Genomic DNA, 26,351 nt, shown 5'->3' with positions numbered 1-26,351 from the left:
CCACCAAACCCGGCGCTTGACAGCCAGTTGGCGAAGTTCCGGGTGGCCGGACCTTGGCGATAGGGCGATGGGTCGCCGCGTCGCCAGGTGCTGGTCGGAATCAGCCCGACCAGTTCGGTGATCTGGTCGGGATCGAAGGCCATCTCGTCGAGCTGGCTTGGCGTGTAGGGCGGGTCGCCATGGTCACCCTGGCGGGTGAAGGACAGGTAAGCGCGCTGGGTCCAGGTCACGTCGCTCGGCTGATCCACCGGCCCAACCTAGTGCGTCGTTGCTGCTCATCGCCTTAAGCAGGACGCTCGGCGGGCGGACGACCGCGCCGTCCTCGCCGCGATCTGCTACCTGACCAGGCCGGGTGTTCGTGGTGGAAGCTGCCGGTGGCGATGTTCGGCATCACCCGCGCCACCGGCTCAGCGAAGGGAGACGACCAGTTCCTCGAGCAGCTCCATCTGCTCCTGCATACCGGCCTCCATGCCGGAGTCGAGGATCATGTCGCGCAACTGCTTGCTGTGACATTCGGTCAGCAGGGTGACGGTGGTGCGCCCGTCGTGCTCGGTGAAGGTGGCGGTGAGACCAGGCGCGGATGCTGCGGGACGGCCGCGCCGACGTCGCGCTCATGCAGTGCCCCTTCGACGCCCTGGCCGGCTTCGACACCGAAGAGGTGCTGACCGAGCAGCAGGTCGCCATCGTGCCCGCCGGGCATCCCCTCGCCACGCGCACGTCTCTGACCATGGCAGACATCAGCGATCTAGCGGACCTGCCGGTCGCCCGCTGGCCCCGCCAGGACGGCACCTACGAACCCGGCCCTGGCCCCGAGATTCACGACCTGTCGCAGCTGGCCCAGCTGATCGCCCTCGGCCACACCGTCGGCGTCATCTGCGCTTCTGCCCGATCGTGGCTGTGGAGCGCGCACGTCGCTATCCCTTTGACCGACTCGCCTCACGTCACCACCGTCCTCGCCTGGCCCCCACACAGCCGCTCCCTGCCGTCGCCAGGGTCGTCCGTACGGCCGCCCAGCTGTAGCGGGGGTCGTGGCGGCCTATTCCAGCCGCAGCGTTCGGCTGCCTGATCTCAGGCTCATTGCCCTGGCGGTGGCGTCGCCATAGAGTGCCGCTGCGATGACCGCGAACGCTGATTCTGTACTCGTCGGTCTCCTCCGTAGCCACGTGGAGGACCTGCTTGCCTGGCTGGGCGATTATCCGGACGACCAGGTCGACGCAGACGCGCTAGCGTCGGTCCGGCAGAGCATCGACTGGGTGGCCGCGCAGCAACCGGCGCGGGAACACGACGCGCTGGCTACCGCCGCCGGCTTGATCATCGAGCTGATGTGGTGGCTGGACACCTGCGGCGACGACGAAGTCGAGCCGCATGTAGCCGTGAAGATGCAAGAAGGCTGCGCGGGGTTCCTCACCGAACTCCCGGACGAGCAGCGCCGCCGGTTGATCGACGTGCTCGACGAAGAGGCCGCAGCCGAGGTGGACCCCGCTCGTCGGTACTGGCTGCGGTACGTTCCGTTCGCGATCGGCCTCGTCGAAGAGGAGCCCGACGAGTCGCCGGGCGCCCGCGAATGGGTCCGCCCCGAGGTCCGATCCGGCCGGAACTACCCGACCGGTCGAAGCGAGCGGCCCCAGTAGGTGCTCCCCCGCAGCTGAGACCGCTGCGCGTCCGCGCAGAGGGCTATCGCTCTAGCTCGCGCGTCCCGGGCCGGCGAGCGATCCGCGGACAGTAGTGCGCCGGAGAAGGGGACGTCTGGGCCGGCCGCGGGAGCGATGTATCGGCCCGTCAACGAGACGGGCGTGAGGTCGTTCGCTGAGCGAAGTCGAGAGCTTCCTCGGCGAGTTCGCCCCAATCCACCGGCGAGTCGGGATCGAGGGCTAACCACTCCTTCATCGGGGTGCCCTTGTTGGCGTCGAACCGGGTGCCTTCACCAGCGTCGACGAGGGCATCGACACGAGGCTTGGGCAACTTCACGACCAGCCGGCCCCGGACGAACATGGCGAAGATCCGGTTGCGGTAACGGACCGCGCCCGAGCCGAAGCCTTGGCCCTGGCCCTGGCCCTGGCCCGGCGGCGTGACGTCGGGTTGGGCCATCAACGTGTCGACCAGCGCGTCGAAACGCTCGTCCGGGGACATGCGACCACCTCCAGGAGAGGCCGTCACGGTAACGGCGGGGTACGACGAAACCGACACCAAGCGACGCGTCTTCGCTGCCCGGGCCGCCTGAGGCCCTCAACAGCGAGGTCTCGTAAGCCGATCGAGGGCGGGATCGGCGTCGAACTGAGGGAGGCGACGGGCGCCGTCGGGCAACTGTCGCTCACCGGCCCCCACGGACCAGCCCCGAGCGAGAAGCACGGTTCGAGCCGACAAGCTACCGCTTCACGCGAGCGACAAAAGTGCCATCATGCCCATACCTACCCGCCGGACCCCGCATCCAGGAGGGACAGATGCTCTACCAGAGCCCTGCTGGCTTCTGCTCCGAGTACGCCCAAGCGCACAACAGCACCAAGACCAATGAATTCGGCGGCGTGTCCACCCTGGAAAGCGTGACCGTCGTCAGCGAGACCCCGGACACGGCGCGGGTCGAGGCGCTCTGGTTCACCTATGGCCACGCCCCGGATTCCGGGTACTACGACGCTCATGAGCGCACCGCTTTTGTGCTGGTCAAGCGCCCCGACGGATGGCTGCTGCACGCCGAAGAGGATCTCGGCTACGAGTGACAAACGTGGCCAGCTGTCAGCGGCCGACCATCATCACTTCGGACTTGGGGGTTTTACAGACGACCTCGCCCTTGAAGTCGTCGTCCACGTCGAGCTGGTCGGTGCGGATGTAGTAGTCGAACTGGTGGACCGGCACGTAGTTGTGCATGCCCCATGGATCGCCGGGGCCGACCCGGGCGACGATGCCATTCCAGGCGGGATCGTGGAACTTCACGATCTGCTCCAGCCGGATCGCACCCTCGGGCTGGTCGTAGCCGATCACCGAGTCCGACGGCAGCGTCAGCAGGCAGTCGCGCAACTGGGCGACGTTGAGCATCTCGCGGGCTCCGTTGTGAACCGGTGAGAGCAGGAAGACCCCGGTCGCGAACACCGACAGCGCAACACCCGTCCGGCGTCGGACGGCAGTGATCTCGGTGAAGCGACCGAGGATCAGAATGACCGCGACGGTGACCAGGTAGACGGCCGGGCCGGGGTAGTAGCCGCCGCTGCGCCACGGCAGCAGCGTCGCCGAGTAGCCGAGACCACCGAGCAGCAGCGCCAGTGGGATCGGGTCGCGCCCCAGTGGGTGCTTGGCGTCGATCGTGGTGCCGAGCAGGAACGCGCCGATCAGGACGATGACCAGCGCCGGACCCGCGGCACCGGCGAGCGCGGTGGCGTTGGCGGCCACCGTGCCGGGCGACGCGCTGAAGTACCCCTCGGAGTACGAGCCGCCCTGCGCCGCCACCATCGAAGCGAGCACGGTGCCGCCGCCGAGGGCGCCGGCCACCCACCCGGCCGCGCGGGTACGGCGTCCGTTCTCGCCGCGGCGCAGCAGCAGGACGACGGCGAGCGCGACCAGCGTCCAAGCGATTGGGCTTTTGAACCAGGCGGCCACCGTCCAGCACGTGACCAGCAGCCACGGCCGACGCAGGCCGGCCGCCAGACCGAGCCCGAGGAACGCGGCTGCGGACAGCTCCTGCAGCGACGGGAACCAGATGCCGTACCAGAGCGCGCCGTTCGCGAGAACCGCGAGGCCGGCCCACGCCCCGACCGCGAACCTCAGCCGGTGGTCGGCGGGCAGGTTACGCCGGACGGCGACGACCGGGCCGAGGACCGCCAGCGCCAGAAACACCACCCGGAGCGCGTGCGCCGGCCCGACCGGCAGCAGGTAGAAGAGGCCTCGGTACACCCAGAACGCCGGCCGGAACAGGCCCCAGCCGGCGAGGTCCCACCAGGCCGCCTTGGCGATCGTGGCGCCGACGCCGCCGAGCAGGCCGTACTCGTCGATGTTGTCCTGCAGCAGGAGGAGTAGCTCGCCGTCGTCGATGAACGACCACTCCCACGGCAACGCCGAGAGGACAGCGAGCACCACGAGCGCGAGCAGCACCGCGATCGCCCGCCGCCTCCGCCGCCGCGGCGCGGCTTCCGAGGGCGTTGCTTCTGGGAGCGGGGTGTCGCTCGGTGCCGGGCCGTCGATGACCCGGTCGGCGAGGAGCCCGGGCGCCGAAGCACGGGTCCCCTTCGTTGCAGCCAGATTGTCCACACTCACTAGACGCCGTTCACTGAGTCCCGTGTTGCACCTGATGCAGCGATCGATCTGTCGGGTATCCGTCTCGCAGACGGCGTCGACCTCGATTGAGCCAGATCGGCATCGGGTCGTCGATCTTCAGCGCGCCGGCGCCGTCAGGCCGGCTCGGCGCGGAGGGCCTGGGACACCGGGCGGCGGCCGCCGAGACGGGCGGGTATCGCGGTGAGCGCGGCCACCACCAGTCCGGTGATGACCACCATCGCGAGCAGCTGCCAGGCCGACGGGTAGGTGGCGCGATCGCCGTCGCCGCCGGTGGCCGCCATGATGGCGGCGAACAGCACGACGCCGCCCGGGAAGATACCCACGACGGCACCCGCGATCGCCGGGAGCACCTGAGCGGCCGCGAGCGCCGCGGTCACGTCCCGCGGTGTCGCGCCGAGCGCGCGGGCCAGCGCCGACGTGTGCCGGTTGTCGAGCACGGTGGCCCAGGTCAGGACGATCGCGTTGACCGCTGCCAGGCACGCAAGGAGGGCCATGACCACGAGGAGCACCCGCCGCAACTGCCCGACCTGGGCGGCGTCGTATCCGGCGACCAACGGCCGGCTGGTGAGGAAGGCGTCGAGCACCAGGGCGACGAACACCCCGCTGACCGTGATCGCGACGGTCGTCACGCCCAGCAGGACCCGGCGCGGCCGGCGAGCGGCGACCCGGACCGCGAGGAGCAGCGGGACGGGCAGCCGGGTGGAGAGCACGATCGCCCAGCCAGCGCGGCGAGGCGGTCGAGCCGCGTCGGCAAGCGCGTCGATGGTGCTGGATCGGGCTGCTCGGGTGGCGGGCACGGCCGTCGCCAGGCCCGCGACGCCGACCGCGACGGCGGTCACGATCGCGATCGTGGAAAGCGTCAACGACGGCGTCCCTGCGCTACCCAGCAAACCGGCACCGGGCTCGGTGAGCAGCGGCGCGGTCAGCGTACCGAGGGTCAGCCCCGCCGCGGCCGCGACGAGCGCCACCAGCGCGTACTCCGCGAGCAGCACGGCGGTGACCAGGCCGGGTGTCCCGCCGACGGCCTTGAGGAGCCCGACGCGCCGGGTCTGGTCCGCCATGCGCCCGCCGACGAGTACCGCGAGACTCGCCACCGCGAGGAGGCCGAGCAGCCAGGCGCCGATCAGCAGCAGGATCCGGATGTCCCCGGCGAGCTCGGTGGCCTCCGTGCGGATGTCCTGCCAGGTCCGCAGCATGGGGCCGTCCGCCCCCTGGGCGCCGACGAACGCCGCCGCCCCGTTCGGATCGGCGAGCCCCAGGTTCAGGACGTAGGCGGCGGGTTCCGTCGTCAGGGCCCGCACGTCATCGCGGGTGAGCCAGACCAGTCCCGGGTTCGCAAGTACATCCTTCGGCGCGTCCGCGGTGTCGGGATCGCCGTGCAAGCAGGCCATCAAGCAGGTCGTCGCCGGATAGGGCGCCAGGGCGGCGGTGACCGCGATACCCACGACCTCCAACGACCGGCCGTCGAGCGTGACCCGGTCACCGACGCGAATGCCGGACGACTCGGCGAAGGCCGCCTCCACGACCACGCCGCCGTTGCGGACCCACTGCCCTTCGCGCACTTCGGGCTGGTCGATCGCGGTAGCTGCGGCGTCGCGCCCGACGACCTGCACGTCCGAGGTCCGATCAGGCGTTTGCAGTTCGGCAGCGACGACCGGGAACGGTCCGCTGGAGCCGGTGACGCCGTCTGCGGCCACGAGTCCGGACAGGGCGTCGGGGCTGCCGGCCGCGGCCACGACGTCCGGACCTCGGGTGGCCTCCCGGGTGGCCTGATACGGGTCCTCGGCGGCGTCGCGCAGCACGAGGCCGAGGGTCAGCGTCGTCGTCGCCGACAGGATCGCGAGCAGTAGAAGCACGGCCTCGGTTCGACGTCGCCGCAGGTCGCGGAGAGCGAGGCGGCCTATCAAGGTGATGCGGCCCATGTCGTCAGTCCTCGAGTCCGAGAAGTGCGCCGAGCTGCCCGGTCGTGCCCCCGGTGAGGCGGGTCTCGTCCACGACCGCGCCGTCGCGCATCGTGAGCAGCCGGTCCGCGGTCGCCGCGATCCGGGCGTCGTGCGTGACGATGACGAGCGTCTGCCCCTGCTCGTGCAGTTGCTCAAACAGTTGGAGAACGTCCATGGTGGCGGCGCTGTCGAGGTTCCCGGTCGGTTCGTCGGCCAGCACGACCAGCGGCTCGTTGCTCAGTGCTCGGGCGACCGCGACGCGCTGTCGTTGACCACCGGAGAGAGCGCTCGGCAGGAACTGTGCCCGTTCGGCCAACCCGACCTGGTCCAGCAACTCCAGGGCGCGCCGCCGGGCGGCGCGCGGCGAGCGCCCGGCCATCAGCGCGGACAACTCGACGTTCTCGACCGCGGTGAGCTCCTCCAGCAGATGAAATGCCTGGAAGACGAAGCCCACGTCGGTGCGGCGAATCTTCGCCAAGACGTTCTCGCTCGCGTTGTCGATCCGGCGGCCGTTCAGCGACACCTCACCGCCCGAGGGCCGGTCCAACCCGCCGAGCAGGTGTAACAAGGTGGACTTCCCGCAGCCGCTCGGCCCCATTATCGCGACGGTCTCCCCCGCGAAGACGTCGAGGTCGACGCCGTCGACGGCGCGCACCCTTCCTTCACCGTCCCCGTACGCCTTCTGCAGGCCGCGGGCACTCAGCACGCTCACGAGCTTCTCCTTCGGTGGGTCCAGCTCTTCTCGCAGGCCTCGAGCCAGTGCAGATCTGCTTGCAGCCGCAGCACGATGCCCTCCAGCAACAACGCCGCGTCCGAATTCCTCGGCTCGGCCATGGCGGCGCGCTGCGCGTCCCGCAGGCGACGCAACAACTCGCGGCGCTGGGCGTCGACGATCGCGATCGGATCGGCCAATCCGGCCGCGGCGGCAGCGACCAGCTTCAGGTGGAACTCGGCGAGATCGGGCTTCGGCCAGCTGACCTCGCCGATCCACTCGGCAGCCCGCTGCTGCCCCTCGGCGGTGAGCGCGTACACCTTGCGGTCTCCGTGATCGTCCGCCCGAAGCAAGCCAGCTTTCTCGAGGCGGGTGAGCGTGACGTAGATGTGCCCGGCGTTCATCGCCTCCCCCAGCGGGCCGAGCGCATCCCGGAGGCGCGCGCGTAGCTCGTACCCGTGCGAGGGCTCTTTCGCCAGCATCGCCAGCACGACTTCCTGCTGCATCGGCACCCCATCTAACGGTTATCTCTATTTAACCGTTATCCCCTCGGTCGCTGTCAAGGCTCGTGAGTGTCGGCAGGCGAACGTTCTGGCCGTCGCGGTGGCGAGTGAGCCGGTCGCGGATTCGCGGGAGTCTTCTGGTGCAGGCGGAACGGGCACCGGCCCTCCGCCACAGACTTCGAGGAGATGGCGACGATGGGCCGGGAGCTTTCGCTCCCGGCCCATCGGTCTGTTCGCGTCCAGGGAATCAGCGCGGAACGCAGAGGCGCCGATCCCGACCTCGGTAGCGGCTACTCAGCGACCTCGGAGGGCAGGCAGGCCGCGAGCTCGTCGCGTAGCCGGCGCTGCTGCGCCGGTGGCAGTGGTGAGAACAGCTGCTGTTCGACGGTGCGAACGGCGACACTGGCCCTGCGCAAGGTGGCTCTTCCAGCTTGGGTGAGGTCGGTCGGCAGCGCCCGGCCGCGGTCGGCGTGCTCGGGCCTGGTGAGCAGGTCGCGCTCTTGGAGCCGGCGGTCAGAGGGCCCGGGCCTGCGAAACGCTGGAACACCGCGGCATCGGCGGCCTGGGGAAATGACGCGCAGCTCTGCGTCATGCACCTGGTTCGGGCATCGCTGCGGGAGGCGTCCGTCGGCGTGGTTGTCGCCCAGGCCGGTCAACCTCCCCGGCTGATGCCGCGGCGTCTTGTCGGACGCGGTGGCGGGCGCCGGTCCCAGGGTCGAGCGGGGGCGAATGGTCGGAGCCTGGCGAGCGCGGCGATGATCTCTCGACGTTGTTGAGGGGAGCTGTCTTCGAGCGCGAGTCGCAGTAGTTCGGTGTCTCGTCGGGCACGGATGCGTTCCCGGAGCGCGGCAATGACCGCGGTCGCTAGAGGGACGGCGAGAGACGCCACCCACCACCACAGTCCGGTCTGGCCGGTACCCACCTCATCGATCTCCTTGCCGTGTCGGCTGGCCGGTGAGGCAGTGCAGGCCTCAGCTCGACCAGCGTGGGTGTTCGCTGGTGAAGCTGAGGTCCTGCGCCGATGAGGCAGGAACTCGGGTAGAGCGGGACCTCCGGTGGAGTCGATCCAGTACGTGGTTCATCGACTCAAGGTCTCGCTACCCGCCTGGGCGGGCCGGTTCCCGGGGTCCGCGCGTTCTACGCGCTCGCCGTACTGACCGGGTTAACCGTAGGGCTACTCCCCTTGTATCGCTGATCTTACGACACGTGACGTCACGCCACGTCGCGAGTCCTGACCTTGAGCGATTTAGAGCGATTTAGACCGAAGAGAGACTAGCCGTGGAAGGGGCGAGCTGGGAGGCTCCGGGCGGCCAGTGACTCCATAAGGGAGGCGGATCAATGTCCTTCGCCCGTCGCCCAGCCCTGATCGTCGCCGTCGGTGTGACCGCCATTGCGCTCGCCGTCTTGCCCGGCTCCGTCGAGGCCGCACCGGTCGTGAGCGCCGCTAAGCTCCCCGTTCCGGCCGGCACCACCTCCTCGTACGTCGCCGATCTCAACAATTCGGGGGTGTCCGTAGGCACCGTCACCGTCAACGGAACTCAACGGGCGATTCGCTGGTCCGGTCGCGGCTACACCCTGCTCGACACCCCGGCCGCGAACCCGGGGTCGACGGCCGCCGTCGTCAACGAGGGCGGCACCGTCGCGGGCACCCTCGCGATCCCGGGGTTGTCGAACGTCGTGATCCGGCGCTGGCTGCCCGCCGGCTCCACCAGCGACTGCGCGCAGTCCGGCAACACCCTGGGTGTCACCGCGATCAATCTCAGCGGAGAGACGTTGAACCGGACGGTAAGCGGACCGGGCGTCTACTCCGCCAATGTCTGCCGCGCCGACGGCACGAGCGTCGCAACCGGCATGCCGAGCGCGTTCGCGCTCGCCGATGACGGCCGGGTGGCCGGCTACATCAACACCGGGTCCATCCAGGGCAACACGTTGGCGTTCGTCCCGGTGGTCAGGTCCTCAGACGCAACCGTCACCCAGCTACCAGTTCCCGACGGAAAATCCGGCGAGGCCTACGCGTTCGGCCCGGGCAACACGGTGATCGGCGAGATCGGTAGCTGGACGCTCCACCTCAACGGCCCTCGCCCCTACGTCACCTTCGACCCTGAGAAGGTGGCGATCTGGCGGAACGGACAGCTCACGCAGCTGGGCACGCTCGGAGGCGCGACCAGCAGCGCTCTACCGACCCAGCGGACCGTATCGAGGACCGGCGACATCATCGGGACCAGTCTCACCGCCTCCGGCCAGAACCACGCGTTCCTCTGGCGACAGGGCCGGATGATCGACCTCGGAACCTTGGGTGGCCCCTCCAGCAGGCCGACCGCCGTCAACGACCGGGGCCAGGTCGTGGGCGTCAGCACCACCAAGTCCGGCGCCAGCCACGCGTTCCTCTGGAGCGGAGGCCGAATGATTGACCTCGGTGCACCCGGAGGAGCAACCAGCACCGCCGTCGACATCAACGACACCGGCCAAATCGTCGGCTACGTGCAGGCCACCGACGGCACGCACTCCCACGCGGTCCGCTGGACGGTTCGCGGCTCCTGAACATCGTCCGCGCCTACGAGATCCAGCGCGCTGCTCACTTTCACGGCGCCGCCGGGTCGACGAGGCGCAGTTCGATCATGACTCGGACCAAGACGGCGGCGAACGTGATCAGCCGCTGATCCGACGTATGGGTCTCATCAGCCCTGGGTTGCTCGTGTCACAGCGGCGCAGGGCCGATGGGAAGCCGTGCCGCGTCACGGAGCCGCCCGCATGAACTGGCGCGGCGGTTGTCAGCACCGTGACGGCTACAGGACCGAGATGTCCCACCGCAAGGGACACCGTGTCCACGAATTGCGACCGGGCCGGGACGCCGTGCTTGTGGCGTTGCCGCTATGTATGCAGTGGACTTGGCGGGGCGGTTGTCCACATGCGCGCCGCCAAGTACTCGCTCAAGACATCCAGCCGTCTACGTCACGACCGGCACGGACCGGTGCGGCACGCCAGAAAAGAGCCCATTTCTATTTCCGGAGGAAGTTTCATGCGTGGCAGGACATTCCTGATCGGGTTCGTATTGGCCATTCCATTGTTGAGTGTCGCCTCGCCTGCAGACGCGGCACTACCCAATTGCACCCGGACCGCCACCTCTACTGATGGCACCAGTACGGTGACTGTCCCGGCGACCTCCAACGGGCTCCCGGAGTGCTTGATGGCGCAGGGAAATCAAAGCAGTGGAGTGACTGCCATGCAGCGGGCACTGCGGACCTGCCACGGCAAGTCGATCGCGACTGATGGGATCTTCGGCCCTGCTACCCGCACTGCATTGATCCAGGTACAGCGAGCCCTCGCCGTCAACGACGACGGCGTCTATGGTCCGAAGACCGGCTCGAAGATGAGCTGGCCAGGATACAGCTCAGGAACCTTCGTTGGCTGCCGAAGGACGACCGTGATTCAGCCGTAGAGTCGCGTGGCGCGGCAGAAGAGTTACATCCCACAGAGGCCGTTGCGCCGCCTTGCACACGTCGGCGGACTCTCGACCGGTACCCGGAGCCGGCGTCACCAGCATGACCGCCCAGCCGGTGCGCTGAGCGCCATGGGGCGTCGATCGGTCGGCACCAACCCCTGATGGTTAGTAGCGGTAGTGTCCGACCAGCGTTTCAAGCTGTGCCCCCATCTCCGCCAGCTCCGTCGCGGCCCGCTTGGCTTCGGTGATTCCGGCGGCGGCCGCCTGCGTAGCCTGGGTGACCATGGAGATGTTCAGCGCGATGTGCTCGGAGCCGGTCGCGGCTTCGGTGACGCTGCGGCTCATCTCGTTGGTCGTTGCGGTCTGTTCCTCGACGGCACCGGCGATTGCGGTCTGGTAGTCGTTGATCTTCCCGATCACGTCGGAGATCCGGCGGATCGCTTCCACCGCTGCCCCGGTGTCGGACTGGATGGCCTGGATACGGGAGGAGATCTCCTCGGTGGCCTTGGCGGTCTCCTGGGCGAGGTCCTTGACCTCGCTGGCGACGACGGCGAAGCCTTTGCCCGCCTCGCCGGCGCGCGCGGCCTCGATCGTGGCGTTGAGGGCCAGCAGGTTGGTCTGTTCGGCGACCGAGGTGATGACGTTGATGACGTTGCCGATTTCGGTGCTGGACTGCCCGAGTTTGGTCACCGTGTCGTTGGTCGATTCGGCGATGGCCACCGCGTCACCGCCCACCCGCGCCGCCTCCTGGGCGTTCTGCGCGATTTCCCGGATCGATGCCCCCATCTCCTCCGCGCCCGCGGCCACGGTCTGCACGTTCGTGGAGACCTGATTCGCCGCGGCGGAGACCGTGACCGTACCGTCGCTGGCCTGCTCGGCGCTGACAGCCACCCGCTGGCTGGTTCGCGCCAATTCGTTCGCGGCCGAGGCGACCGTCTGCGCGCTGCTGGACATCGTTCGCACCAGCTCGAGGCTGCGGTTCAGCTCTTCGTTGAACGCCCCGCCCAGCTCACGCAGCTCACGGGTCCCCGTCGGCTCGATGCGGAACCGGAGGTCGTTCTGGTCACGCAACGACAGCGCGCGGGTGTATTGGACGACGACCCGGCCGACCTTCGACTGCAGGAGGAACAGCACCGCGCCCATCGCCGCTGGAAGCAGAATCGCCAGCCCGAGCAGCAAGCCGACCAGCGTGCCGATGCGGTTCTGACTGTCGTTCACCTCCTTCGCGGCGCGCTGGTTGAGCGAGTTCTGAAACTTCGCCAGCGGCGCGGAGATGACGGCTTTATCCGCGTCGTACTGCGCGTCGAACATGATCTGGCGCGCCACCGTCAGCTTGTTGGCCGGGCTCAACGCTCGGTCGGCGGCGCTAAGTGCGTAGTCAGCGATGGCCGACGGCATGTCGGCCGGCGCAGTCCCGCTCGCCTCCAGCACCAGCCGCTGCGAGCGCGTCTCCGTCTGCACCAACGCGTCGGAATTCGCCTTCGCCTCGGCCACGAGGTCCAGCTCTGCCTTCTCGGCGCCGAGCTGCTGTAGGCGGGCGACCACCTTGTCCCGGGTCTTGGTCGCGTCGATTTCGCGCCAGTACGCGTCCAGGTGCTCGCGGTCCGCGGTCACCGCGTACGCGCGGGCCTCGTTGGTCAGGAAGTCCGACGCCGCTTGCAGCTCCAGACTCAAGGCCTTGAACTCCACCTGACGCTCTTGCGCTGCCTGCTGCCGGTCGACCGCCTTGCCGAGCAGAACGAGGCTCACGATGAGAAGGCCGGTGATGGCTGCGAGCGTGCCTGCGGCGGCTCGATTTATGGTGGCCTGCCGCAGACCGGACCGTTGCGCTGGTGACACGACCACATCTCCCCTAAAGCCCGGCAGTTTCGCCCCCTATCGACAGCGCCCGCACCGATATGAGCCAACGGCCTTCCCATTGCCGATCGGTGATCAGTCGGCGAATCTCACCGCATGCCGACGACGTACCGGGACGACGTGTCGTGGCGACCCGGCTCGATCAACGGCCTCTATGAATTCGTTCGGGACGACGGAGCCGTCGTCCGGTTGCACGAGACCTATCTGCGGTCGGTCCCGCACGAGACGGCAGGGTCGAGTTCAAGCAGCATCTCCGGGGGGCCCGTGAACGCTCTGCCGACGGCGCCGCAGCGTGGCTGGCCGGGGTGGAGCGGGCTCTTGACGCATGCTCGGGAGGTGAGTAGACGCCGACCTGGGAGCCAAGTGTGGGGGGAATGCGCGGACTGCGCTCATCCGTGGTCCGAGCATCAGTTGCCGGATCCCTGCTCCGAGTGCCTGTACGAGCGTGAGCATGGTGAGCGTCCGGTCTCTGCCGCAATGTGTTGGGAGGTTCCGCCTGCCGATCCGGACGGCCCGTCCGATCCGCGCCTCGATGTCTACCGCAGCCGGTACGCCGAAGTGTTCGACGGCGGTGAAGCCCGCGGCTACCTGGCGACCTGGGTGCAGACCTGGTGGACGCCGCAGGGGCCATGGTGGAGGCGACGGTGGACGGATCCGCGGGAACTGGTCGTGTGGATGTGGGTGGCTGACGGAGCGCTCGTCGACGACGGTGTCATTGGTCGAGAGCGTCTGGATGAAGAGCTCGCCAATTGGAGCCGGAACCGGTTCGCGTATCGGGGTCGCTACCTGCGACTGAAGTGGCTGAGCGGCGCGGAAGCTGCAGTAGTACGCCGGGAGCAGTTCGCCACCGACTGAAGCCCGCGTCCAGGTCGAGGCCACGCCGATCACCGGCTCGGCCGGTGGGAAGCTCCGGCCGGTCAATTTCGCAAGCCGTGCGAGCGCGTCGCACGACCCGGATCGAGAAGATCTCCAGTTCGTGGGCTACGTCGTTGGCCTGACCGAGGTATAGAGCTCCGATTGTCACGAGGCACTTGTCGTCGAACACAATCAGGACTGAGTCTTCAGCAGTTTCCTTGCAGAAGGATAAGGGTGCTTCCCTGCTCATCGGTATACCGCTCCGCGGAGTAGGTCAGCTCGTCGCTCAGACCAGTTCCTGGTTGCTGCAGTCGATCAGGAAGCCATGTGCGTGCCGCCTCGCGTTGGTCGGCGTCGAGCGTCTCTACAGCGCCAGCCCCATCGCGTCGGACCACCGTGTGGGCCGTGTCCAGCAGGGTCATGAGGGAGGGTAGTGGCAGATTGCGCTCAACCCGCCACCAGCGTACCGCCTTGCCCTCGATCAGTTGGCCGGACTGCCCGAGACGGAGCCGGGAAGTCCTCGCGGGTCCTGGGCTCTGCCCGTCTGGGCTCTGCTTGCTCGGTTCCTTGGCCACGCCCAAGTATCTCGTCGTCGACGAGGCGCGTATTGAGATGGTCGGCGCTGCGCTCGAGCGCGTTGCCATGAGCAGCCTCACCGATGACCTGTCCTTCGTTGATGCCCCGCGAGCCGTGGCGGCCGCCGCGTTGGTCGCAGCGCAATGCCCGGACGGACAGCCGGGGCCCGCAACGCCTATGCCGGCTTTCCCGGCTGGCCTCCGAGGGCTAGCCCTGCATGCGCTGGACCGGCTGGTCACCGTGCCTCCTGGCTGGCCGCAGTTGAAAGGACGGTGGCGCGGCATGGCGCCGCACCGTCAGCGACCTTCGCCGGGTCCTCGATCCGCCGCAGACCGAAACGCTCTTCGAGATGTGACCGCTCGATGAGACCTAACTCGGTCAGGCGCGGACGTAGTAGTGACCGTTCGTGTCGTCATACCGACCGCCGGGTCGGCAGCAACGACGGAAACCGCCGCCCGGACCCGCATGGGGCAAAGATCCTTACCACCGAGCTTCTCCACGAGTTCTGTGTCCTGCCCGACGATGCGGTCGCCCCTCTTGACCTGGGTCTCGCTAGAGGGAACCCCCGACGGCGCTTGCTGCTCGGCTCAAAAGGACGCCTCGAACTTCTTGTTGCGGCCCATCTCGATCTCCCGGTGTGCGTTACGTTTCGGCTGTAGTGCCGAAGTAGCACTGGACAGCACGATAGGTGCCCGTCGTCTCCACGCGCGACCAAGTTTCAGGCACCCAAACGGCCGGTCGCGCTGTTGGGTGGTGCCCGCCGGGACACTGCCGGGCCGGCGAGCACGGCGGACGCCTTCCCTTCACGGATCTCCGAACGTAGCGGCGGCGCCGCCGCTAGCGTGTGGACGGTGAGCCGAAAGCGTCTCGGCTGGTTGCTGCTGGTTCCGGCATTCGTCGCGCTGATCTGGACGTACGTCCTCCCGACCCTGACGACGATCGGCAACCTCACGATGCGCGGGGACAACTTTCCCTACAGCGAACCCGATCCACCCACGGATCGGCTGAATCCGGACAAACTGGAATACACCCTCAGCTTGTCCTACTCGGAGAACCTCGGACGTGCGCTGCTGCTCGCCGCGACGCCGCTCGTTCTGACCTTGCTGGTCGCGCCGCTGCTGGCGTTCGCGGCGCAGGCAGCCGGGCGGGGTGGCCGGCTGCTCACGCGGGTGCTGATCTCAGTACCGCTGGCCGGTTACGCCCCGGTCGCGTATCTGCTCGCGTGGGCATTCGCGGCCACCGACCGAGAACCGTCGCTTTACCTCACGGCCGCGGCATGCTCGGCCGGGGTGGTCCTCGCCGTCGCGGTCACGTTCTACCTCGCGGCGTTCCGGGAGACCAAGGAGGACGTAGACCCCCCACGTCGGTGGGACCGCCCGGCGTACGTCGTCGGCGGAGTGCTGACGCTCGCCGTGGTGGCGGCAGCGATCCAGAGCTTCAACGCTCCCTACCTGGTTTGGGCTGTCACCCCTCGCCCTCCACCCGACCCGGAAAACCCTCAACTCGGCCCGGGAAGCCTGCTGAGCGCCGCGATCGATGCCGAGCCGCACATCCAACCGAAGGTCGCCCTCCTTCTGCTCCTCCCGCTCACGGCGCTCGGGCTGCTCGCGACCCGACTGCTGCTCAGATCTCGCACCCGGATCGAGTTCGCCCCGCGGTCGCAGCCCGGTCCGCAACAGCCCGACGGGTGGCTCGCGCTGCCGTTGACTCTGCCGGTGCTAGCGGCGGTGGCCGTGGCGACCGGTCTGCCTTGGTTGCGAACGCTCGGCGACGACGGGGGCATCGGGAACTTGTCCGCCGCCGAGATCCTGGTGAACACCTGGTTGCCGCCACTGCTCTCCGCCGTGGTGAGTGTGCTGGTGGCGGCCGTCGGGGGGTTCGCGCTCGGCGTTCTGCGCCCGAGCGGCGAGCGGAGCCCTCGGCTGCTGCTGGTATTCGCCCCCTGGCTGTTCGTCGGTGTGGGGCCGCTGGTGTTCGCGCACCGGGACCGGGCCGAGGGCGCCGATCAGATCGGCACGTGGTTCGGCCTGGTCCCGCCGGTCTGGCTGTCGATCCCAGCGCTGGTGGTGTTCACGCTGTTCTTCTCCGGGCGGAGTGCCCGAACCGCCCCGGTGCGGTCGGCGCTGCCGCTGGTCGGGATCGCCGTCGGGGTGCACTGGGTACTGGGCGCTCAGGACTTGCTCTGGCCCGCGATGGTCGGCGACGCCCTGTCGACGCAGCTGACGGCGCCAACACTCGCGGCCACGACCGCGGAGCTGGGCCAGAAGGCGGAGTTGCTCGTGGGATTCGACTTGATCCTGCCGCTACCGCTGCTCCTCGTCCTGTTCGCTGTGGTCGTGACCGCTCAGGTCGGCTACCTCGATCGGCTGGCGATCCGCACCGGCACCGGCCCGGAACCGAGGTAGCCACGACCAGGGCCGGAGACAACGGTGTCGGCCGCGAGCCGGCCGGACGACCGAAGACCTTTCCAATGATCGTTGGTTTTGTCATACCCTCCCGCTCATGAGCGCAGCGCCGTGGAAGTCGATGAAGCCCCAGGTCCATACCTACCGCGACGACGCGATGGGCGAACATGACGGGGTCGCGCTGGCCGCCCTCGTCCGGTCCGGTGACCTCAGTTCCACTGAAGTGATCGAGGCCGCGATCGCACGGGTCGAGGCAGTCGATCCGATTCTGCACGCGGTGCAGGTCCGGGCCTACGGGCGGGCCCGCGCGGCGTCGATCGACATCGACGCGCCGCTGGCCGGGGTTCCGACCTTCATCAAGGACAACACCGACGTGATCGGGCTGCCGACGAATCACGGCAGCGCCTGCTACGTCGCCAAGGCCGCCAAGCAGGACTCCCCGGTGACCACTCAGTACCTTTCCAGCGGCATGGTCGCGCTCGGCAAGAGCCGGTTACCCGAATTCGGCTTCAATGCCGCGACCGAGTATCGCTACGAGGAACCGGTGCGCAATCCGTGGAACCTCGAGTACACACCCGGCGCCTCGTCCGGAGGCAGCGGTGTCCTGGTCGCGGCCGGCGCGGTGCCGGTGGCGCACGCCAACGACGGTGGCGGCTCGATCCGAATTCCCGCCTCGTGCAACGGACTCGTCGGTCTCAAACCCAGCCGAGGACGCTTCGCCGACGGTCCACAAGCCAAGTCCGCGCCGATCAACGTAGTCGGCGAGGGGGTCATCACGCGCAGCGTGCGTGACACCGCCGCCTACCTCGCCGCCGCCGAACGATTCGCCCCGGCACGCCGGATGCGGCCGATCGGCCGAGTCGAAGGGCCGGCCACCACACCGCTCCGGATCGGGCTGGTGATCGACTCCCCTGCCGGCGCTGAGACCGACGACCAGACACGCACCGCCATCGAGCGAACCGCCAAAGCCCTCGAAGCGATGGGGCACCACGTCGAACCGGCCACCGTGCCGGTCGACGAGCAATTCGCTGCCGACTTCGTGACGTACTGGGGCATGTTGGCCTTCCTCGCTACCCGGACGGGCCGCCTGCTGATCGACCGGCGATTCGACGCCACGCGCGCCGACGGACTCACCCTCGGCCTACGCAGCCAATTCCAGCGGCACCTGCTCGACGCACCCGGAGCCCTGCGCCGCCTCAAGAAGACCGAGGCGATCTACCAGGCCGCTTTCGGGCGCCACGATCTGATCTTGTCCCCGGTGCTCGCGCACGTCCCGCCGAAGATCGGATACCTGAGCCCTCAGCAGCCGTTCGACCAGCTGATGAAGCGACTGACGAATTACGTCGCCTTCACACCGCTGAACAATGTGAGCGGCGGGCCCGCCATCGCCGTCCCAGCCGGCATGAGTATCGAAGGGGTTCCGATCGGCGCGCATCTCTCCGGCAAGATCGGCGACGAAGCGACGTTGCTGTGCGTCGCGTTCGCACTCGAAGAAGCAAACTGGGGCATCGTCTGACGGTGGGGTCAGTAGAAGCCTGTGCCTGCGGGCACGGTTCGCGAGCATCAACGTCGGCCGCTGGCGCATGCGCTTCCGCCCGGCCCGCAACACCGCCTGCCACGGTCACCACGACAGCGCCGTCGTGTTCGCGAATGGTCTTACGTCATAGCCACGTGTGGCTTGCCTGGACTTCCCAGGCTTCCGCGGTCATCGACGGATACGTTTCGGTACGGACCTCCGTCGGAGAGAGCCACGTCAGCGTCTTGGCGTCGCGTCGCCAGTCGCGTAGGTGCGGCCGGGTTTCCCAGGGTCCGCCGTCGGTGACAAGCGCGCCGGTGCGGTCGTGGACGGTCAGCCGGACCCAGTCGATCAGAGCGTCCAGCAGGTCAGGATCTTCTGTCGACTGCGCGACCGCTCCGCGGACCTTCGGTGAAGGATCCGCCGCCATCACCGCTCGTGACGCGGAGTCCAGCGAGCGGGCGTAAACGAGCAGATAGCGGAGGGTTTCGTCGGCCGAGCGAAGAACGGCGGCTCGGACTCGATCGTCGGCGCGAGGGTTGAAGGGCACCGAGGCGCGGACCGACCAGCGCGGGTCATCGATCAGTTCGAGCAAGGCGTCCGGTGGGCATCCATTGTTCTCGGCCAGGGCGTCCCTGACCTTCCAGTCCACGTCGCGCACCAGCGCTCGAAGTGCCTCGGGCGGGGCCGGATGGCGACGAGCCAGGGCGCGCCGGACGTTCGGCGACGCGTCCTCGGCCAGCGCGACCAGCACGTCCGCGGGTGTGTTGGTATCCGCCACGGCCGCCAGCCCTGAGCAGCCAGCAGTAATGGCGCGCGATAGTAAGGTCGGTGTGCGGCTGGCGGCCGGCCGGACGACCCGCTCGGCGGCAGGACAGGACGCGGCGCGCGCCGAGCGGCCATCAAGAATGCTCCAGATGCCCGAACCCCTCGGCGGGCGGCCCGGACGGCTCGTCGATGGTGATCACGACCGCTCCCAGGCGCTGCTCGGCCTCGACCCGGCGGTGGGCGTCGGCCACCTCTGCCATCGGGTAGATCCGGTCGACGATCGACTGGATCTTGCCCGCTTCGATCATCTCCGTCAGCCGTGCCAGGGCTTCTCTCGTTTCCGAGGCGAAGGCCACGGTGACGGTCTTGTCGGTGAACCGGGTGGTCAGCGCGGAGCGGAGCAGCACCGACAGGCGGGGGTTGCCGTGGAGATAGCGCCCGCCCGGTTGGAGCATGCCGACGAGTGAGCGATACGGACTCCCGGCGACCATGTCGAAGATGACGTCGAACCTGCGGCCGGTCCTCGTCACATCCTCGATGGTGTAGTCCACGAAGTCGCTGGCCCCGAGGCGTCGGACAAGTTCCTGTTTCAACCTGTGGTCGACCGCGGTGACCTGCGCACCCATCGAGTGGGCGATCTGGACGGCGTGGGCGCCGATACTGCCGCCCGCCCCGTTGACCAGCACCTGCTCACCCGGTTTGATCCCCGCGCGCTGCAGGAAGTGCAGTGCGTTGAGTCCGCCGAGCGGGACGGCGGCTGCTTCGGCGAACGTCATGGCGCGCGGCTTGGGTCCGATGGCGGCACGCTCCGGGAGGACGACGTATTCACCGTAGGCACCCAGACGAAGGCCGGTGCAGCCGTAGACCTGGTCACCCGGTGCAAAGCAGGTGACTCGCCCGCCCACGGACACCACCTCACCGGCGAAGTACATGCCCAGAACGGAACGCCTCGGCCCGGTGACTCCGACCGCGATCCGCAGTGGAAGCCAGGTCCACTTCACCGCGTGTCGGAAACTCCTGAACTCGCAGTCGGACTTGGTCGCCTCGGCCGCCCGCACCCTGATCAGGACCTCCCGAGCACCCGGGGCCGGTGTGGGCACGTCCGCCACGCGCAGAACCTCCGGCCCTCCATAACGCGTGTAGGTGACGGCTTTCACGCGGCCATCGGATCGGCCTGCAGGCCGACTGTCAACCCCCGACACACAGCGGATCGACAGCTACAGAGGAGCGCTCCGCACTCCACGCGGCTTCATGAGAGGCCGTCTGTGGGCGGCAAGAACAGAGCCGTGGTCGGGCGTCGGGGCTCTCAGCTGCTCGTGCTCCATGTGAGGCTGTTGTGTCGCCTCCGGCACTCGGAATCAGCAGTCCGTCGCTGGATTCCCTGCACCTCGTTGCTTTGTCGATCGGCGGGCAGTCGTTCGGCCAACTGCCGTTCCAGGGCTTGCCGGCTGGCCACCAGGTGACGCTCATATCTTCGCCGTCGTTCAACTGGGAAAATTACCACTGAATTCGTGTCGGACTCTCCGACCCATCTCGTATCAGGGTCAGCTTCGCGAGTGCGGGCAGCCGCTGGCCGTCGGCACCGGCCACATCAGGTCGCCTTGGGGAAGCTATTTGCGCGTCGCGCCTCTGGACGGATGCGCGAACGGATCCCCCCGCTCGGCGTGGCGACGCGCATCATTGGCGTCGAGTTCAGCCAGCAGCGCGTCCAGGCGGTCGACCTCCTTCGTCGACACCGTCACCGCAGCCGCCGGGCTCGGTTCCGTTCTGGCTGGGTGCGCCGGTCGGACAGCCAGCCGCCAGTTCGTCGGGCACCGGTAGATCGGACGACCGTCCGGATCGGTGACCGCGCTGGTTAGCTTGTAGTCGAGGATGCCGCCGGTTACGAGGACTTCGACCGTCGAGGGGAGTTGGTGACGGTTGTCGCGGTAGGCCAGCACGGTCGTGTAGCCGGCAGGGCCGCCCCGTAACTCAACTTGGACCTCTATCAACGTTCCGTCCTCCCGGGAGCCCACGACAAACGCCCCGACGTACACAGATCGGCGAACGAGCTGCCTAGTTCGGGCCCCGACCCGGCCGAATCCGGCTCCCGCCTCACCGACACCCCTCGACCGCACCGCACTGCTGCCACCGTCCGTCACGAGTGGGGCCACCGGCTATCACGGTCGCCGAAAAACGGAGGATTCCGGACTGCATCTGACGGCATCAGCGCTCCGCCGATTCGCGTCATGTGATGCGGGCGGCGATCGAGGGCGCCAGCTCCGCCATGGCCTCCCCAAGGACGTCGAGGTATCCGTCGACGCGGCGGGGCTCGAGCAGACGATCCGCGCGGTCAACGACGCCGCGCCTCGGCGTCCCCAACTCCCGCGCCCCGACGCCGGCCCGGGGGCCATCGAGGGCTCGCGGGTCGGCTCGCCGCAGATGGGTGACGCAGATGGATGCGTTGCGGAGTGGTGGGCTCGCTACCCTGGTCGGACGCTCTTTGGGGAGGTCCGTTGGGGCTGAGCTACACGGACGCGGTGCGACTACTGGGCGGACCCGATGACCGGGTGGTGTCCGCTCTGGACCGGTTGACCGGCGGTGTCCTGCTTGCGGCGACGGCTGGTGGCAGCGCACTGGCGCTGTCGCTGTTCGATGCGAAGAGCGAGCTTGCCAGGTTGGGTGGTGAGCTGGTCGCGGGCTTGCGCGATCGGATGAGCGGCCTGGGCCGGTTGGGGCGTACGGAGCGGCTGGCCGCCGCGCACTCGGTGCTTGTGCTGAGCGCGTTCTTCGAGGCGGTGGCGGCGGCAGACTTGCCGATGCGGGTGCAGCTGACCGGCGCGGAGCAGGTCGGACTGGTGGCTGACGAGATCACGCCGGTGAGTCGGCTGCGTCGCTTGGAGCATGTGCTGCTCTGGACATCGGCTCCGATGCCGGCCCCACAGTTCCCCTACGAGGAGACGCTGGAGGCCATCCGGGGGTTCTACGCCCACCTAGGTGAGGAGCTGACAGCTTTTCTTACCGGCCTGGCCGAGTGGGACGCGCTAGACGAGACGAAGCAGGGTCAGCTCGCCGAGACACTGCGGACGCGAGTACCGCAGCGGGCGGTCGTCGGCTACGAGGAGCTTTTCCGTCGGATGGCCGGCGAGTTCCCCGAGGTGGCATTCTGGGCGAACCTGACCGATCACCGCGCGACGAGGGACCAGTTGCGGTCGGGTCTGGCCGACCTAGAACGGATCCTGCGCGAGTTGCTGCCTGATCCCGGCGCCCTGGATGAGCGGCGGTCGGCACTCAACCGTGCTTACCGAGCAGTTGTGGCCCGACCCGTGCTCACCGCGTCGGACCTCCCTGTCGGGCTCCGATTTCCCTCCCTGGGCGCGGCCTATGTGAATCCCGCCTACCGGGTCGCCACTGCGGGCGCCGGCGAACCAATGTCGGAGGAGTCCTGGTGGGCCGAGCGACCGGTCCATGACGACCTTGAAGGCTTCCTGCTGGGCCACCTCACCGCACCGCAGGCCGGTGAGGCGCCGCTGATCGTGTTGGGTCAGCCCGGCTCGGGCAAGTCGGTTCTGACCCAGATGCTGGCCGCCCGCCTACCCTCCGACCAGTTCCTCGTCGTCCGTGTGCCGTTGCGGGAGGTACCGGTCGACGTGGACCTGCAAACTCAGATCGAGGCGGCCGTCCGGACGGCGACCGGGGAGACGGTCACCTGGCCGGTGTTGGCCCGCAGCGCGCCGGAAACGTTACGCGTCGTCCTGCTCGATGGCTTCGACGAACTGTTGCAGGCCACTGAAGTCGCGCATACCGACTACCTGAACCGGGTCGAGGCCTTCCAACGCCGGGAGGCCGAACAGGGCCGACCGGTTGCGGTGCTGGTGACCAGCCGCACGGCGGTCGCGGATCGCGTGCGACCGGTGCCGGGCATGCTCGTGCTCCGGCTCGAGCCGTTCACCGAACCGCAGATCGCTCAGTGGTTGACAGCCTGGAACGAAGCGAACGCCGACTCGTTGGCCAATCGCCAATTGTCTCCGCTGACCACCACGACCCTGCTTGCATACGGCGAGTTGGCGTCGCAGCCGCTGCTGCTGCTCCTGCTGGCCCTCTACGACGCGAACAGCAACGCGCTGCAGCGTGAGAACGCCGACCTCAATCAGGCCGAACTCTACGAGCGTCTGCTGGGCCGGTTTGTCGAGCGGGAGGTCGCGAAGGCCGCGCCCGGGCTCCCGGAGCGCGATCTCGTCCGGGAGATGGAGCGCGAGCTGCGGCAACTCTCGGTGGCGGCGTTCGCGATGTTCAACCGAGACCGGCAGTGGGCGACCGAGACCGAGCTCGACGCCGACCTGGCTGCGTTGCTCGGTCCCCGCACTCAGGCCGACAAGACCGACCTCCGTGCCAAGCTGAGCGCGGCGCAGATTGTCCTCGGCCGATTCTTCTTCATGCACGAAGCGAGGGCCACCCGGCACGAGGAGCAACTGCACACCTATGAATTCCTCCACGCGACCTTCGGCGAATACCTGGTCGCACGGATGGTGGTCCGGGAACTAGAGGAGCTGGTGGCGGCGGCGGAGTTCGCCGCTGCCCGCGACCGCCCGGCGCCAGCCGACGACACTTTTCTGCACGCCGTGCTGTCCCAGACGCCGCTGACCATGCGGAACACCGTCATGGTGTTTCTCGCCGACCGCCTCGAATCGGTCTTGCAGGGCCGGGAACCGATTCTCAGGACGGTACTACTCAGCCTCTTCCGGGAGGCGATGGAGCCCCGCCGGGACAACCGGTATGAGAGCTACGCGCCGGGGCGGGCGGGGGTTCCGGCCCGGCACGCGGCGTACGCGGCGAACCTGCTCTTCCTGCTCGTATTGGTTGGCGGTGAAGTGACCTCGACCGAGCTGTTCCCGGCATCCACCGACCCGGTGGTCGACTGGCGGGCCTTCGCGCTGCTGCTGCGTTCCCAGCTACCGGTCGAGGGATGGGGGGCATTCGTCTACGCGATAGCCGCCGAACGCCGCTGGGCCGACGGCCGCCGAGAACTGGCATTCCGGATTAATCGGGACGAGAGCCCGCCGCTCGGACCGGTCGATCTCTACTGGACCGCCGGCTATCAGCCGGGACACCCCTACCGGGTTACCGGAGAAGGTGATTGGTCAGGCTGGACAACTCAGAGCAGCCGAGAGCTCCGGCGCCAGGCCCACTTGATCTGCGATCCGGACGATGACGTCTTCAACCAGGCCAGCGAGCCACTCGAAGCCGAATTCCCTCAAACGCTGACCACGGTGTACGACTTCGGCGGGCAAAACCGGCCGTCGACGGCGGCCAACGCACTGATCGAGCTCTGGCTGGTGGCTTCGCGTGAATGCGACATGGAGGACCTGGCGAGCGCCCATCAGACCTGCCTCAACTGGGTCGTCGACGGCTTCGCACCTGGCGACGGGGAAACGCTACGACGGTTTCGTGAGATCTACCTGCGTCAACTGGCCGGCGACTGGCACCGCCTACCGGCGCACTGGGTAGTGAGGACGACGGAGCGAATCCGCAACGCGGCCATAGGCAGTACTGAACACCACAACGATCAGGCTGAACTCCTCACCATGGCACTGAGCCTGCTTCCACGCGACCTCCCGGACTCCCAGTCTGAACGCTGGTAAGACTCCGGCGCCGCCTTCGTCTAGTCCACGCGCCCGGCACTTCGGACCATGCGGCCACCTCGCCGCGCGCAGGGTGCAGTGCAGGACCACAGTTCTTCTTTCCGGCGCATGGCGAAGCAGCCGACCGACGCTTGTCGCGGTATCACGGCGATCGTGCACCTGACGTTCCCGTTGGAGCCCATACCCGGCTGCGAATTCGACGCTGCGGAGCCGCTGCGGTGCCCGTCCTGCAGCCGTGGATTCCGTACACGGCAGATCAATGGAGGCCAGCGGCCGGGCGTCGACGGCAGCCTTACCCACCGGGGCGATCCGCTCTCCGACGTCTGAGTCACCCACTGCGCCAGCCCGCTGCGCGGCAAGAGCGGACACTCCTCGGGTCGTTCGGAGCCGGAAACTCGCGGAATGCTACGAAGTTCGAGGGTTAACCTCGCGGACATGCCGGATCTTGGAACCGCTCTTCCGAACGATGACGGTCGCCGGCCCTTCCGCTCGGCCGACGAGACGACTGCCTCACGCGAGGTCACCGACTACGCGATGTGACGCGTAGTCGGGCCCAGCGGCGTCCGGTAGCCGATGAGCGGATGTCTGCCTGCGCGGTCTGCGACGCTCGCCAGATGATCAGTTCGGTTGAGCAGTGCTGAGTCGTCGAGGACGCCTGGGTGCTCTTCGAGGCGGGACGTAGTCCGTCGGCCGCGCACCCCCAACGCGTGCAGGTAGGTTCGGGATCGTGGGCGACGTGCGGATCATCTCGGTGGCCCAGGCCGATGCGCGTTACGGGGTGTCGCGCCACTTCGATCTGGATCACGCGAACGGTGACGACGAGGTCGTTTGTTTCGTTGGCGACACCGCGCTCGCGAGCCTGCCGCTGGACTTCCACAGCCTCGACAAATGGCTGGAACTGCCGAAGACGGGAGAGGACGCGTTGTCGGGCGTCATCGTCGACGGCAACCTCGATGTCGAGGGATCGGTGCTCAACTGGGAATCCGACTTCGGACCTTTTCTGCTGGTCCGAGGTGACCTTCGGGCGAAGGATCTGGGCCTCGGCGGCAGTCAGGTCAGGATCGAGGGAGACCTGTTGGCGGCCCAGACGCTCCTGGGTTACTACAACCACGGGTACATCGAGGTCACCGGCGACACCCGGGCGCAGGTGATCGTTACCGAGCAACACCTGATCAGACTGCACGGCGCGGTGTCCGCCGATCTGGTGGTGGCGGGCAGCTTCCTCCAGGTCGCTGGCCCGGCCGCGGCGACTGCCGTCGGCGGCTGGTGGGGCAGGGTGAGCGACCTGACCGGCGCCGACATTGGAGGGTTGGGTACCGACTCGCTCAAGGCGCTGCGGGTGCTCGATCCTGAGTTCCGCCACCTGAACCGCACGGCGATGCTGGAAGCGATCGAGGCAGGGCGTTCCTTGGTACGCGACCCATTGGCGCCGCTGACTCTCGCCATCCCGAACCCGGCCACCCAGGCGGACGACATCTTCAACATTTTATTGCGGGCCGGATGCCCAGAGTCCAGTTGCTGGGAGGACGGATTCAGCGTCGTGGCCAGGGACTGGCCGGCCGAGCACGGCGGCGCTTTTGTCGAGGTCTCGTTCTATACCGCCGAAGCGGAACCTGAGGGCCTTGATCCAGACGAACAGGTCCGTCGCTACCTCGAGGCGCTTACCGCCGCTGGCTATCAGGTAACCGCCGATCCTGTCGAGGAGCACACGCTGCGTGTCGTGGCGGCATAGAGCAGGGGACACGAGTCTGCATCGGCGGGCTGACTGCCGCTCTTGCTCGCCGTGGTCAGTCCGGGAAGCGGCTAACCACGAACCGGATCGAGCCGGCGCCCGCTGCGGCAGTACACGCGCGCGAACGGAATGATCTCGGGCCTTGACCCCTGAGCCTG

At 68.1% G+C, this 26,351-nt stretch carries 20 protein-coding genes and 1 pseudogene; 11 read left to right on the top strand and 10 right to left on the bottom strand.

Annotated elements, in window-relative coordinates; all coding sequences use genetic code 11:
• Nucleotides 1–248: DUF4279 domain-containing protein (locus ABEB28_RS40500; protein ID WP_345733627.1), on the bottom strand; the 248-nt coding region annotated here is incomplete at its 3' end.
• A 320-nt stretch (nt 249–568) separates the two neighbouring features.
• Here ABEB28_RS40500 and ABEB28_RS40495 point away from each other — a divergent pair.
• Nucleotides 569–1,020, top strand: a pseudogene (locus ABEB28_RS40495) (LysR substrate-binding domain-containing protein); the annotation flags it as partial.
• 95 nt (nt 1,021–1,115) lie between these two features.
• The gene (locus ABEB28_RS40490; RefSeq protein ID WP_345733625.1) at nt 1,116–1,631 is read left to right on the top strand and encodes a hypothetical protein; all 516 of its coding nucleotides are present in this window, start codon (nt 1,116–1,118) and stop codon (nt 1,629–1,631) included.
• Between the two features lie 148 nt (nt 1,632–1,779).
• Here the strand turns inward: ABEB28_RS40490 and ABEB28_RS40485 are convergent, their stop codons facing one another.
• A complete protein-coding gene (locus tag ABEB28_RS40485; protein WP_345733624.1) occupies nt 1,780–2,130 on the bottom strand; it encodes a hypothetical protein in 351 nt (116 codons plus the stop codon).
• Between the two features lie 311 nt (nt 2,131–2,441).
• Between ABEB28_RS40485 and ABEB28_RS40480 the strand changes: the two genes are divergently transcribed.
• Nucleotides 2,442–2,714 carry a Cif family virulence factor gene (locus tag ABEB28_RS40480; RefSeq protein WP_345733623.1) on the top strand — a complete coding sequence of 91 codons (273 nt, stop codon included), beginning with the start codon at nt 2,442–2,444 and terminating at the stop codon, nt 2,712–2,714.
• 16 nt (nt 2,715–2,730) lie between these two features.
• Here ABEB28_RS40480 and ABEB28_RS40475 read toward each other — a convergent pair whose 3' ends face one another.
• The 4 genes from ABEB28_RS40475 to ABEB28_RS40460 form a co-directional block, all read right to left on the bottom strand.
• Nucleotides 2,731–4,236 carry a hypothetical protein gene (locus ABEB28_RS40475; RefSeq protein WP_345733622.1) on the bottom strand — a complete coding sequence of 502 codons (1,506 nt, stop codon included), beginning with the start codon at nt 4,234–4,236 and terminating at the stop codon, nt 2,731–2,733.
• 140 nt (nt 4,237–4,376) lie between these two features.
• Nucleotides 4,377–6,185, bottom strand: a complete 1,809-nt coding sequence (locus ABEB28_RS40470) for an ABC transporter permease (protein ID WP_345733621.1) — start codon at nt 6,183–6,185, stop codon at nt 4,377–4,379.
• A gap of 4 nt (nt 6,186–6,189) precedes the next feature.
• On the bottom strand, nt 6,190–6,918 hold the full coding sequence (locus ABEB28_RS40465) for an ABC transporter ATP-binding protein (RefSeq protein WP_345733620.1): 729 nt from the start codon (nt 6,916–6,918) through the stop codon (nt 6,190–6,192).
• Nucleotides 6,915–7,424, bottom strand: a complete 510-nt coding sequence (locus tag ABEB28_RS40460) for a PadR family transcriptional regulator (RefSeq protein ID WP_345733619.1) — start codon at nt 7,422–7,424, stop codon at nt 6,915–6,917. Before ABEB28_RS40460 ends, ABEB28_RS40465 begins: the two co-directional genes overlap by 4 nt.
• Before the next feature lie 1,335 nt (nt 7,425–8,759).
• Here ABEB28_RS40460 and ABEB28_RS40455 point away from each other — a divergent pair.
• Both ABEB28_RS40455 and ABEB28_RS40450 read left to right on the top strand, forming a co-directional pair.
• Entirely contained in the window at nt 8,760–9,962 is a 1,203-nt protein-coding gene (locus ABEB28_RS40455) for a hypothetical protein (RefSeq protein WP_345733618.1), read from the top strand.
• 367 nt (nt 9,963–10,329) lie between these two features.
• Entirely contained in the window at nt 10,330–10,860 is a 531-nt protein-coding gene (locus tag ABEB28_RS40450; RefSeq protein ID WP_345733617.1) for a peptidoglycan-binding domain-containing protein, read from the top strand.
• A gap of 168 nt (nt 10,861–11,028) precedes the next feature.
• Here ABEB28_RS40450 and ABEB28_RS40445 read toward each other — a convergent pair whose 3' ends face one another.
• Nucleotides 11,029–12,702, bottom strand: a complete 1,674-nt coding sequence (locus ABEB28_RS40445) for a methyl-accepting chemotaxis protein (protein ID WP_345733616.1) — start codon at nt 12,700–12,702, stop codon at nt 11,029–11,031.
• Between the two features lie 495 nt (nt 12,703–13,197).
• Between ABEB28_RS40445 and ABEB28_RS40440 the strand changes: the two genes are divergently transcribed.
• The 4 genes from ABEB28_RS40440 (at nt 13,198) to ABEB28_RS40425 (ending at nt 18,072) form a co-directional block, all read left to right on the top strand.
• Nucleotides 13,198–13,575: a hypothetical protein gene (locus ABEB28_RS40440; RefSeq protein ID WP_345733615.1), complete on the top strand. Its 378-nt coding sequence runs from the start codon at nt 13,198–13,200 to the stop codon at nt 13,573–13,575.
• Between the two features lie 420 nt (nt 13,576–13,995).
• Nucleotides 13,996–14,517: a DUF4259 domain-containing protein gene (locus tag ABEB28_RS43315; RefSeq protein WP_376981929.1), complete on the top strand. Its 522-nt coding sequence runs from the start codon at nt 13,996–13,998 to the stop codon at nt 14,515–14,517.
• 485 nt (nt 14,518–15,002) lie between these two features.
• Entirely contained in the window at nt 15,003–16,556 is a 1,554-nt protein-coding gene (locus tag ABEB28_RS40430; protein ID WP_345733614.1) for a hypothetical protein, read from the top strand.
• A 97-nt stretch (nt 16,557–16,653) separates the two neighbouring features.
• Nucleotides 16,654–18,072 carry an amidase gene (locus tag ABEB28_RS40425; protein ID WP_345733613.1) on the top strand — a complete coding sequence of 473 codons (1,419 nt, stop codon included), beginning with the start codon at nt 16,654–16,656 and terminating at the stop codon, nt 18,070–18,072.
• A 145-nt stretch (nt 18,073–18,217) separates the two neighbouring features.
• Here ABEB28_RS40425 and ABEB28_RS40420 read toward each other — a convergent pair whose 3' ends face one another.
• The 3 genes from ABEB28_RS40420 to ABEB28_RS40410 all read right to left on the bottom strand — a co-directional run bounded on the left by ABEB28_RS40420 (nt 18,218) and on the right by ABEB28_RS40410 (nt 20,780).
• Nucleotides 18,218–18,853 (bottom strand): hypothetical protein, encoded by a 636-nt coding sequence (locus tag ABEB28_RS40420; protein WP_345733612.1) that lies wholly within the window; start codon nt 18,851–18,853, stop codon nt 18,218–18,220.
• 121 nt (nt 18,854–18,974) lie between these two features.
• Entirely contained in the window at nt 18,975–19,949 is a 975-nt protein-coding gene (locus ABEB28_RS40415) for an NAD(P)-dependent alcohol dehydrogenase (RefSeq protein ID WP_345733611.1), read from the bottom strand.
• A gap of 501 nt (nt 19,950–20,450) precedes the next feature.
• Entirely contained in the window at nt 20,451–20,780 is a 330-nt protein-coding gene (locus ABEB28_RS40410) for a hypothetical protein (protein WP_345733610.1), read from the bottom strand.
• Between the two features lie 555 nt (nt 20,781–21,335).
• Between ABEB28_RS40410 and ABEB28_RS40405 the strand changes: the two genes are divergently transcribed.
• A complete protein-coding gene (locus ABEB28_RS40405; protein ID WP_345733609.1) occupies nt 21,336–24,461 on the top strand; it encodes an NACHT domain-containing protein in 3,126 nt (1,041 codons plus the stop codon).
• Nucleotides 24,462–25,188: 727 nt separating this feature from the next.
• Nucleotides 25,189–26,193 carry a hypothetical protein gene (locus ABEB28_RS40400; protein WP_345733608.1) on the top strand — a complete coding sequence of 335 codons (1,005 nt, stop codon included), beginning with the start codon at nt 25,189–25,191 and terminating at the stop codon, nt 26,191–26,193.
• The last annotated feature ends 158 nt before the right edge of the window (nt 26,194–26,351 follow it).

The organism is Cryptosporangium minutisporangium (assembly GCF_039536245.1).
In the GTDB taxonomy this organism is placed as follows: domain Bacteria; phylum Actinomycetota; class Actinomycetes; order Mycobacteriales; family Cryptosporangiaceae; genus Cryptosporangium; species Cryptosporangium minutisporangium.
Note: the sequence above shows the minus strand (reverse complement) of the source record. Positions and strands in the feature narration are given on the sequence as shown.

Bases quoted from the DNA above. Each gene is read 5' to 3' on its own strand.
- ABEB28_RS40425 (WP_345733613.1), top strand. From the start codon at position 16,654: ATGAGCGCAGCGCCGTGGAAGTCGATGAAGCCCCAGGTCCATACCTAC.
- ABEB28_RS40480 (WP_345733623.1), top strand. From the start codon at position 2,442: ATGCTCTACCAGAGCCCTGCTGGCTTCTGCTCCGAGTACGCCCAAGCG.
- ABEB28_RS40470 (WP_345733621.1), bottom strand. From the start codon at position 6,185: ATGGGCCGCATCACCTTGATAGGCCGCCTCGCTCTCCGCGACCTGCGG.
- ABEB28_RS43315 (WP_376981929.1), top strand. From the start codon at position 13,996: ATGAGGGAGGGTAGTGGCAGATTGCGCTCAACCCGCCACCAGCGTACC.
- ABEB28_RS40490 (WP_345733625.1), top strand. From the start codon at position 1,116: ATGACCGCGAACGCTGATTCTGTACTCGTCGGTCTCCTCCGTAGCCAC.
- ABEB28_RS40440 (WP_345733615.1), top strand. From the start codon at position 13,198: ATGTGTTGGGAGGTTCCGCCTGCCGATCCGGACGGCCCGTCCGATCCG.
- ABEB28_RS40455 (WP_345733618.1), top strand. From the start codon at position 8,760: ATGTCCTTCGCCCGTCGCCCAGCCCTGATCGTCGCCGTCGGTGTGACC.
- ABEB28_RS40460 (WP_345733619.1), bottom strand. From the start codon at position 7,424: ATGCAGCAGGAAGTCGTGCTGGCGATGCTGGCGAAAGAGCCCTCGCAC.
- ABEB28_RS40485 (WP_345733624.1), bottom strand. From the start codon at position 2,130: ATGTCCCCGGACGAGCGTTTCGACGCGCTGGTCGACACGTTGATGGCC.
- ABEB28_RS40450 (WP_345733617.1), top strand. From the start codon at position 10,330: ATGCGCGCCGCCAAGTACTCGCTCAAGACATCCAGCCGTCTACGTCAC.